Origin of the sequence: Paraburkholderia piptadeniae, assembly GCF_900007165.1 — a bacterium.
Classification (GTDB): Bacteria; Pseudomonadota; Gammaproteobacteria; order Burkholderiales; family Burkholderiaceae; genus Paraburkholderia; species Paraburkholderia piptadeniae.
On the sequence record NZ_CYGY02000059.1, the window covers coordinates 98,794 to 108,396 of the forward strand.

Consider the following 9,603-nt stretch of genomic DNA (forward strand, 5'->3'; position numbering starts at 1 on the left):
TCTGACGAACGGGGGTCGCGCCTGCCGCGGCCCTCGTTCGCATCCCTCCTGTTTCTTTCGCTGCCGGCGGCTACCGCATTTCACCCGCCGCAAGCATCGCCTCCTGCCGCGGCAAGCCGCGCGCCCGACAGCGCATCGCGATCTGATTCGCGGATAACACGCGCAATATCCCGCTTTTAAAGCCTTCAAAATCAAAAGTCCTTAAAACGCGCCAAACGTTTTCGAATTGGCCTTTGGGATTTTTACTCAATTATTTAAGAAATTTGCCGTTAGCCCGTTGTGGGAACAGCTCTTTAGCAACGGATCGACATGCAGAGCACTTACAACCTGGGTCTGGTCGCCGTGTCGCTCGCTGTCGCAACGCTTGCGTCGTACACGGCGCTCGATCTCGCCGGACGCATCTCGACGATGACCCGCGCGCACCTGCGCCACCTGTGGCTCGCGGGCGGCGCGGCCGCGATGGGCACGGGCATCTGGTCGATGCACTTCATCGCGATGCTCGCGTTTTCACTGCCGATTCCACTCGGCTACGACTTCGCGATCACGGGTTATTCGCTCGGCATCGGAATCGTCGTGTCGTATTTCGCGCTTTATCAGGTGGCGCGCCCCGCGCTGTCCGTCAAACGGCTCGTGACGGGCGGCGTGCTGATGGGCTTCGGCATCGCTGGCATGCACTACACCGGCATGGCCGCGATGCAGATGCAGCCGGACATCCACTATCGCCCGTCGCTGTTCGCCGCGTCCATCGCGGTCGCGATCGTGGTTTCCATCGCGGCATTGTGGATCGCGCATACGTTGCGCGACGCGAGCCAGCATCGCGTGCTGGCCAAGCGCATCGGCGCAGCGGGCGTCATGGGCCTCGCGATCACGGGCATGCACTACACGGGCATGGCCGCCGCCGACTTTCTGCCCGGCTCGATCTGCGGCGCGGCGCACGGCGTCAACGCGCATTGGCTCGCGACCACGATCATGCTGTTCACGTTCGTGATTCTGATCGTCACGCTGATCCTGTCGCGCTTCGATGCGCGCACCACGTTCCTCGCCGGCTCTGTGTCTTCGCTGAACAGCCAGATCGTGCGCCTCGCCACCTATGACGCGCTCACCGACCTGCCGAACCGCCGCACGCTCAACGAGCGCATCGAGCGCGCGATCGTCGTGTCGAAGCTCACGGGGCGCAGCTTCGCGATCCTGTTCATGGATATCGACGGCTTCAAGACGATCAACGATTCGCTCGGCCACGCGTACGGCGACGAAGTGTTGAAAGCGTTTGCGCACAACCTGCTGCAATGCGTGCGCGGCGTCGATACCGTGTCGCGGCTCGGCGGCGACGAGTTCGTCGTGCTCGCCGAAAACCTCCACGCGCCGCAGGACGCGGCGAAGATGGCCGATGCCGTGCTCGATCGGATGCGCAAGGGCATCGACCTGGCAAACGAGACGCTGCAGATCATGCCGAGCATCGGCATTGCGCTCTATCCGCAGGATGGCGATTCCGTCGACGAGCTGTTGAAGCACGCCGACGCCGCGATGTACGAAGCGAAGCGCGGCGGGCGCAGCGCGTATCGTTTTTTCGAAGCGCACATGAACGAAGCGGCAATGCGCACGCTGAAGATTCAGAGCGCGCTGCACGACGCGCTCGACAGGGGCTATTTCTCGCTGCACTTCCAGCCGAAGTTTCGCGGCGACAGCGGCGACGTGGCAGGCGCGGAAGCGCTCATTCGCCTGAATCACCCGGAACTCGGCGCGCTCGCACCGATGGACTTCATCCCAATCGCCGAACGCTCGGGGCAGATCGTGCAGATCGGCTATTGGGTGCTGCGCGAAACGTGCCGACACATAAGCAGTTGGGAAGCGTCAGGCCTGCCGTCGACGAAGATCGCGATCAATCTGTCGCCCCGGCAGATGGCTCAGCCGGATCTCATCGAGAAGATGCTGGACATCGTGCGCAGCGAAAACATCGATTGCAGCCAGATCATGTTCGAGATCACCGAATCGGTCGCGATGCAGGACGCGGCGAGGACGACCGACATGATCCGCGAATTTCAGAACAGCGGCTTCGAAATTTCAATCGACGATTTCGGCACCGGCTATTCGAGCCTCGCCTATTTGCAGCGCTTTCGCGTGAAGCAGTTGAAGATCGACCGCTTCTTCACGAACGGGCTCGACGCACATGGCCATGAAGGCAGCGCGATCGTGCAGGCGATCATCGCGCTCGCGCACTCGCTGGAAATGGACGTGGTTGCGGAAGGCGTCGAAACGGCGTCGCAATTCGACAAGCTCAAGGACTTGCAATGCGACGAGATGCAGGGCTTTCTGCTCGGCAAGCCGCTCACGGCCGACGCATTCAGCGAACTGCTCCAAGACCGCATGACGGCTGCCTGATTCGCGCATGCGCGCGGCTTGCCGCTTTGAGCCGCGAGCGAAATGCGGCAAGCCTTTGCAGAAAATCTTATTGATCGGCGGCTTGCGCTTCGTGGCCCGCTTGCGGCGCAAGCGTCGTCGCATGATCGACGTACGGGCTCGTGACGGCGGGGGTCACTTCGCGGCGAGTCAGCTTGCCGTCGACCGACGCGCCGACATCCATACGCAGTTGCTGGTAGTAGATGTTGCCCGTGATGTGCGCGTTCTCCTGCAACTCGACGAAGTGATCGGCGATCACGTCGCCCGTAATCCTGCCGTTGATGATCACGTCGTAGCCGTACACGTTGCCCGTGATCGAGCCGCGATTGCTCAGCACCAGAAGCGTCTCGCATCCCGCCTTGCCCGCGATGTTGCCTTTCACATGACCGTCCATGCGCAGGCCTTCGCTGAACTCGAGGTCGCCCGTGATATACACGTCATGCGCGATCAAAGTGGCCAGTTTGTTCTGGGTGACGCCGGGTGACTTCTTCTTGCTGAACATGATCGATATCGGATTGAGGTTGAGAACGCGCCGGGCCGCGGCGCACAGCGCGCCGCACTAACGGCGAGAATGACTCTGGCCTTGCAGGAAAAGCACCTGAGCCTTCAGCCGGCCGACTTCGACAGCGAGCGCGTCAGCCGACTTCTGCACCGTCGCGCGCGATGCCGCTTCCTGTTTCAGCGCAAGTTGCGCGCGCATCAGTGTGTCCTGCACGTCGTCGCGCGAGGTCGGCGTCGTCGGCGTCACGCATGACGCGTGCGTCGCCGCGATGCGCATGTCGTACCCGCGCACGGCCGCTCCGCCGGCCGCGACGCACGCGACACAAGCGGTGCAAGCAAGTGTCCACGTCGCGATGCGCGCGGCGCGCGAGCGCACGGGCCGCAGCACATACGCGCGCTGCGTGATGCCGCGCTCGCGCGGCCGGCGCGAAGATCCAATGCGATCAGCCATGAGACGGCTCCATGAAAAGCGCGAGATAGTCGGCGGGATCGACGGGCGCGCCGTTGACCAGCACCTCGAAGTGCAGATGCGGTCCCGTCGAACGTCCCGTCGAGCCGATGTCGGCGATATGCTGGCGCGGCAGCACGAGATCGCCTTCCTGCACGACGATGCGCGACGCGTGTCCGTAGCGCGTGATCAGGCCGTTGCCATGATCGATTTCGACTGCATTGCCGTAGCCGCCCTCCGGGCCCGCGTGGATCACGCGGCCGCCCGCCGCGGCGAGAATCGGCGTGCCCGCCATCGCGACGAGATCGACGCCCGGATGAAAACTGAGGTGACGCGTGAACGGATCGACGCGATTGCCGAACGGCGAGCCGAAGTGCGCGCCGTCGACGGGCAGGCGGCCCGGGAACGACTCCCAGTTCGCGACGTGCATCGTCGTTTCCTGCTCCAGCGCGGCGAGCGTCGCGACGAGACAGCCGATCTGCTGATGAATCGCGACGGCATCGCGCGCCCGTTCGGACGTCAGCTCGTCGCAGCGGCGCGGCGGCAGCGACGGACCGCCTTCGCCCGTTATCACGGCGGCGTCGCTGGCCTTGTCGTTCTGCTTTTCGCCGGGATTGTCGTCGTTGCCTTCGCCCGCTTTTGCGCGGACTTCGCTGGCGACGCCTCGGCCCCTGGCTTCGCGGCTGCTGACCGCTCCGCCCGTCTTCCCGGCGCTCTTCGTGTCCTGCGCGCGGTCCGCCTTCTTGCCGGCGCCGTCGACGATCACATCGTCGCCTGCATCGTCGCCGAGCACATCGCTTGCAGAAAGCGCCGGCGATTCGAACACGGGACGCGGCAAGGTCTTGATGGTCTTCAGCCGGGTTTCGAAATCGTGCAGCGTCGCGACCTGCGATGCGAGCCGCGTCAGACGCGGCTGCATCTGCTCGATTGCCGCATTCAGCTTGCCGAGTTCCGCGATCGTGTAGTCGCGCCGCACGCGGCTGTCGCCGGACTGCGCGGACGCGTCGCTCTTCGGCCACACCCGGCCGATCATCACGCCCGCCGTCAGCGCCAGCGCAGAACTGCCGCACGCGACCAGCACCGCGATCGCAAACGCCGTGCGCCGCGTGACGAAACGCACCGCGCCGTTCGTCAGGTCACGCCCCGTGCCCCAGATGAACGACATCAGAACGCGCCCCTCGTCCGGCTCGCATCCCGACGCGGCACGCGCACGCGATGCGATGCATGAGCAGTCGGCGGACACACGATGAATTGCACAGCGGGTGGCACGGTAAAGCGATGAATCAGCATACGCAGGATGACGAATCGATCTGAGTGTGATGAAAAGCGGGTGGCGCGAATTATCACGCCGCCCGCCAAACGCACATCTCAAATTGGACGACATCGGAATCGTCGCAGTCCGGTGCCAGGCCCGCGACTCGTGCGACGCGCAGCGTCAAGGCAATCGAATCGCATTCCGTCGAGCGTCACATGCCCGCCATCGGCCGATCATCTCCGTCAATCGCTCGCGCAAGGTTTCGCTCGCACGCGTCATCGGCGCGCGCAGCTCGTCTTCGACCAGGCCCAGCGCGGCGAGCGCCGCCTTTACGGGCGCGGGATTCGGCTCGGACGTCAGCAGGCGGATCAGCGGCACGAGCGCGTGAAAGAGCGCGCGGCCTTCGTCGAGGCGCCCCGACTTCAGCGCGCGGTCGAGCGCGACGAAGCGCTCCGGCCACACATGCGCGGACGCGGCGATCGCGCCGCTGCCGCCCATGCAGAGCGTGTCGAAGATGCGGATGTCGTCGCCGGCGAGCACCTGCAGGCGGCCGTCGAGTATCAGCGTGTGCGTCGTGTCGAGCGAGCCCGCGCAATCCTTGACCGCCCGAATGCGCGGATGTCCGGCGAGCGAAAGCAGCGTGTCCGGCTCGATGCGCACGCCGGTTCGCGCGGGAATGTCGTAAAGCGCGACGGGATGCTCGCTGGCGTCGGCGAGCACCTCGAAGTGCGCGGCGATGCCCGCTTGCGACGGCCGCACATAGTACGGCGCGGAGATCAGGAGCCCCGCGAGCGGCAGTGCGTTCAGGCGCAACACGCGCTCGCGCATGCTGCGCGCGTTGTTGCCCGACACGCCGACGATCACGGGCAATGTGCCACGCGCGGCATCGAGCGTGGCTGCGAGCACGGCTTCCTGCTCGTGCGCGTCGAGCGACGACGGCTCGCCCGTCGTGCCTAGCGCCACGATGCCGGCGACGCCCGCTTCCGCGTAAAGCTTCACGAGCCGGCGCAGCGCGTTTTCATCGACTGAGCCGTCAGCGGCAAACGGCCTGACAAGGGGAATCCAGATACCCGAAAAATTGGACATGACTTTTCTCGAACGCGACCGTATGGAACCGTTCAGCGGCGAGGAAGCAGTATCAGAGCGGGAGTTTGAGAACCGGGCTGGATAGGACTGTTCCGTCGCACATCTGACGGAACAGCAGCTCCGGTCAGATGAGCGGCTGTTTTTTGGCTTTGGAAGCGGCGCATGCCTGTGCAGCGGCGGCGCGCGCGAACGCGGCGAGCAAAAGCGCGCTGGTTTCGAGACGATCGCGAAGCATTGAGGCCGTTTCCATGGACGGCAGTGTAACCGCAAAGCGGCACGGTCTGCTGCCGGCGCTGCATCAGGCATGCCTGCGCGGCACGCGCGGCGAATCGATACACGAATTTGCTTGACTTCCTCGCGCAGCGAATTAATATACGCACCGCGTATATCGACTAATCTCCTGACCAAAAAAGAGGCAGCCCATGAGCGTCCCGCAACAAGCCTTTCTCCGTGACGCGATGCGGCGTCTGAATCTCACCCGCGACGGCTTCGCGACGCGTATCGGCGTGTCCAAGCGCGCGCTCGACACGTGGCTCCTGCCCGACGATTCGCAGGAATCGCGGGCGATGCCGGAAATCGTCGAGCGTTTCGTGTCGGAGATCGTCGTCAATGGCGTGCCGGCGGAAAAATATACGCAAAGCGTAGATTCGCAGTCGCTCAGCAGCCAGATTCTGTTCGAAGGCAAGCCGCAGTTGCTTTCCGTCGATCAGTTCTCGCGCGACTCCGTCGAGGCGCTGTTCCGCGTCGCGGACATCATGCAGCCGATCGCGCGCCGCCGGAAAATCTCGCGCGTGCTCGAAGGCGCGGTGCTCGGCAACCTGTTCTTCGAGGCCAGCACGCGCACCCGCGTGAGCTTCGGCGCGGCGTTCTGCCGCCTGGGCGGCTCGGTGTGCGATACGACGGGCTTCACGTTCTCGTCGATGGCCAAGGGCGAATCGATCTATGACACAAGCCGCGTGATGGCCGGCTACGTCGATGCCCTCGTGATCCGCCACCCAGAGCAAGGCTCCGTGGCCGAATTCGCACGCGCGACCAACATTCCCGTCATCAACGGCGGCGACGGCCCCGGCGAGCACCCGAGTCAGGCGCTGCTCGACCTGTACACGATCCAGCGCGAGTTCTCGCGCCTCGGCAAGATCGTCGACGGCGCACATATCGCGCTGGTCGGCGACCTGAAGTACGGGCGCACCGTGCATTCGCTCGTCAAGCTGCTCGCGCTCTATCGCGGCATCAAGTTCACGCTGATCTCGCCGCCGACGCTCGAAATGCCGACGTACATCGTCGAGCAGATTTCGCGCAACGGCCATGTGGTCGAGCAGACGCACGACCTCGCGAACGGTCTGCGCGGCGCGGACGTCGTCTACGCGACGCGCATCCAGAAGGAGCGCTTCGCCGACGAATCGTTCGAAGGCTACACGCCCGATTTCCAGATCAATCAGGCGCTCGTCGATAGCGTGTGCGGCCCCGACACGCTGATCATGCATCCGCTGCCGCGCGACAGCCGCCCCGGCGCGAACGACCTGAGCACGGACCTGAATCACGATTCGCGCCTCGCGATCTTCCGCCAGACGGACAACGGCATTCCCGTGCGGATGGCGATTTTCGCGGTGCTGCTCGGCGTCGAGAAGCTGGTACAGCATTCGATGCGCGATGCGGCCTGGCGTCCGCCCGCCTATCTCGGCCCGGACGACGCCGTGTTTCATGGCATCGACTGAGCGAACGCCCGATCCGAAGAAAAACGCGCCTCGAAGTTGGAGGCGCGTTTTGTTTTTGTGGCTGTGCTCGCCGCAAATCAAGGTCTGAAGCAATTTCGCATTTGTCGAACCGTTGCACCTCGCCATCGAAACCGCCGTTTCTTGCGAGCGGTTTTTGTTTTTCGAAAAACGTTCTATGGTTAAACGTGCGTCGGCTTTTACACGCACGGGGGTCACCGGCCCACGACGATTCTTCAGGGCTTCTGTCACCTCGAACGCCACCGACTGTGCGGCGTTACATACGCCTCCACGAAGCCCCGCAGAGAGCACCACGAATAACGCTTGCGCAACCGGGTCGTTTGCGTCAGCAGGCAAATCGGCGACAGCGGGTATTTGACACGCGCGCCGCCGCTTCGCCTGTTGCCAAAGCCAAGCCAAAGCCCGAGCAAGTCCTCAAACGCGATTCCGCAGTCAAGGAGAGTGAGTCATGAAGATCGTTGTCATCGGCGGAACCGGCCTGATCGGCTCGAAGACCGTCCCCATTCTGCGCGAGAGCGGCCACGAGGTCATCGCGGCGTCGTCAAGAAGCGGCATCAACGCGATCACCGGCGAGGGGCTCGATGAGGCGATGAGGGGCGCACAGGTCGTGATCGACCTCGCCAATTCGCCGTCGTTCGAAGACAAGGCCGTGCTCGAATTCTTCGAGACCTCCAGCCGCAATCTTCTCGCCGCCGAAGCGGCAGCGGGCGTCAGGAATCACGTCGCGCTCTCGATCGTCGGAATCGAACGCTCGCCCGACAACGGCTATTTCCGCGCAAAGGTCGCGCAGGAAAAACTGATCGTGACTTCGGGCGTCCCGTACACCATCATCCGCTCGACACAGTTCTTCGAATTTCTCGGAGGCATCGCCGATTCGAGCACGGACGGAAACGTCGTGAAGCTTTCGTCCGGCCTCTTCCAGCCCATCGCGTCGGATGACGTGGCCGCCATCGTCGCCGATGTGGCACTCGAGCCGCCGCGCAACGGCATCGTCGAGATCGCGGGCCCCGAGCGCGCGCCGTTCGACGAATTCATCGCTCGCTATCTGAAGGCCGTCGGCGATCCGCGTGAAGTCGTGAGAGATTCCAATGCACGATACTTCGGCGGCCTCGTCGAAGAGCATTCGCTCGTGCCGTTGGGCGAGGCGCGCCTCGGACGCGTCGGCTTCGACGAATGGCTGCGCCGCTCAAAGGCGGCGAGCTGATCCGCAGCGCCGGCGATGGCGGGATGACACGCACATGACATCCCGCCCGGCATCGAACGGTCGATTCGAACGATCAATTTCGAATGATCAATTCGAGGCCCGGTGATAAGTCGCGACGTACCGCGCTTGCGAGATCACCTTCCCATGCATCTGATACGCGACGAGCGCGGGACTCGACGCCGTCTTCACGTCGATTCGAGGAACGGTGAGCGCCGATGCCGTGACGACGTATCGATGCGTCTCTCCTTGAGGCGGGCAAGGTCCACCGTATTTCGACTCGCCGAAATCCGTCAACGTTTCGATGGCGCCCGTCGGCAACGCCTTGGGATTGCCGGAAGCACCCTTCTCGATCGACGATCCCAATGCCGGTATGTTGACGACTTCCCAATGCGTCCAACCGAGTCCGCCCGTCGGCGCATCGGGATCGTGGATCGTCACGACGATGCTCTTCGCTCCGGGCGGAACGTTCGACCACGAGATGCGCGGCGAAACGTTGTCGCCATGACAGCCGAATCCGCCATACACCTGTTCGTTCCCGAAGCGCCCATGGTTCAGATCGTCGACCTTGACCGTGAACGGCCCGGCAATCGCCATCGCCGGGATGATCGTCAGAAGCACTGAAGAGCAACGAGTCGTTCGCAGAAGGACGTTCAATCGCATGGTGCGCTCCGTTGAGGGATAAGGGTGAGCTTGCGATCGAACGATAGCGATCAACGGCACATCGCGGAAGCGAGACTCGCGAATCATCGCGTTGTCTTGCGCGCAACGTCCCGATACGATACAGGCCGTATTCAAACTCGCCTTCGCGCGAACTCATGTCAGGCTTTGACAATGGATAACAATGCGCAGCCCCAGGTTGGCGTCGGCGTCATCATCGTTCGCGATGGACTCGTACTTCTAGTATCCCGAGTTAAAAAATGATTGCCTTATTTGCGTTATGTACTAACCTGGCTTGCAGGGTTCGCAATTGAGCGAGGCA

The 9,603-nt window shown here is 63.4% G+C and carries 9 protein-coding genes; 4 read left to right on the forward strand and 5 right to left on the reverse strand.

Annotated elements, in window-relative coordinates; genetic code table 11:
• Nucleotides 1–309: 309 nt before the first annotated feature.
• The gene (locus tag BN2476_RS29190) at nt 310–2,379 is read left to right on the forward strand and encodes a putative bifunctional diguanylate cyclase/phosphodiesterase (RefSeq protein ID WP_087737695.1); all 2,070 of its coding nucleotides are present in this window, start codon (nt 310–312) and stop codon (nt 2,377–2,379) included.
• Between the two features lie 67 nt (nt 2,380–2,446).
• Here BN2476_RS29190 and BN2476_RS29195 read toward each other — a convergent pair whose 3' ends face one another.
• The 4 genes from BN2476_RS29195 to dapA all read right to left on the reverse strand — a co-directional run bounded on the left by BN2476_RS29195 (nt 2,447) and on the right by dapA (nt 5,687).
• Nucleotides 2,447–2,899 carry a bactofilin family protein gene (locus BN2476_RS29195; protein ID WP_087737696.1) on the reverse strand — a complete coding sequence of 151 codons (453 nt, stop codon included), beginning with the start codon at nt 2,897–2,899 and terminating at the stop codon, nt 2,447–2,449.
• A gap of 57 nt (nt 2,900–2,956) precedes the next feature.
• On the reverse strand, nt 2,957–3,349 hold the full coding sequence (locus BN2476_RS29200; RefSeq protein WP_087737697.1) for a hypothetical protein: 393 nt from the start codon (nt 3,347–3,349) through the stop codon (nt 2,957–2,959).
• On the reverse strand, nt 3,342–4,511 hold the full coding sequence (locus BN2476_RS29205) for a M23 family metallopeptidase (protein WP_087737708.1): 1,170 nt from the start codon (nt 4,509–4,511) through the stop codon (nt 3,342–3,344). The genes BN2476_RS29200 and BN2476_RS29205 overlap by 8 nt, the downstream gene beginning before the upstream one ends.
• A gap of 270 nt (nt 4,512–4,781) precedes the next feature.
• A complete protein-coding gene (gene dapA, locus BN2476_RS29210; protein WP_087737698.1) occupies nt 4,782–5,687 on the reverse strand; it encodes a 4-hydroxy-tetrahydrodipicolinate synthase in 906 nt (301 codons plus the stop codon).
• A gap of 128 nt (nt 5,688–5,815) precedes the next feature.
• Between dapA and BN2476_RS46640 the strand changes: the two genes are divergently transcribed.
• The 3 genes from BN2476_RS46640 to BN2476_RS29220 all read left to right on the forward strand — a co-directional run bounded on the left by BN2476_RS46640 (nt 5,816) and on the right by BN2476_RS29220 (nt 8,624).
• A complete protein-coding gene (locus BN2476_RS46640) occupies nt 5,816–6,037 on the forward strand; it encodes a hypothetical protein (RefSeq protein WP_160111772.1) in 222 nt (73 codons plus the stop codon).
• A gap of 72 nt (nt 6,038–6,109) precedes the next feature.
• A complete protein-coding gene (locus BN2476_RS29215; protein WP_087737699.1) occupies nt 6,110–7,402 on the forward strand; it encodes an aspartate carbamoyltransferase in 1,293 nt (430 codons plus the stop codon).
• Nucleotides 7,403–7,868: 466 nt separating this feature from the next.
• On the forward strand, nt 7,869–8,624 hold the full coding sequence (locus tag BN2476_RS29220; protein WP_087737700.1) for an SDR family oxidoreductase: 756 nt from the start codon (nt 7,869–7,871) through the stop codon (nt 8,622–8,624).
• 87 nt (nt 8,625–8,711) lie between these two features.
• On the opposite strand, the gene BN2476_RS29225 is transcribed toward BN2476_RS29220, so the two are convergent.
• Nucleotides 8,712–9,284, reverse strand: coding sequence for a YbhB/YbcL family Raf kinase inhibitor-like protein (locus BN2476_RS29225; RefSeq protein ID WP_087737701.1), 573 nt, complete (start codon nt 9,282–9,284; stop codon nt 8,712–8,714).
• Nucleotides 9,285–9,603: the final 319 nt, after the last annotated feature.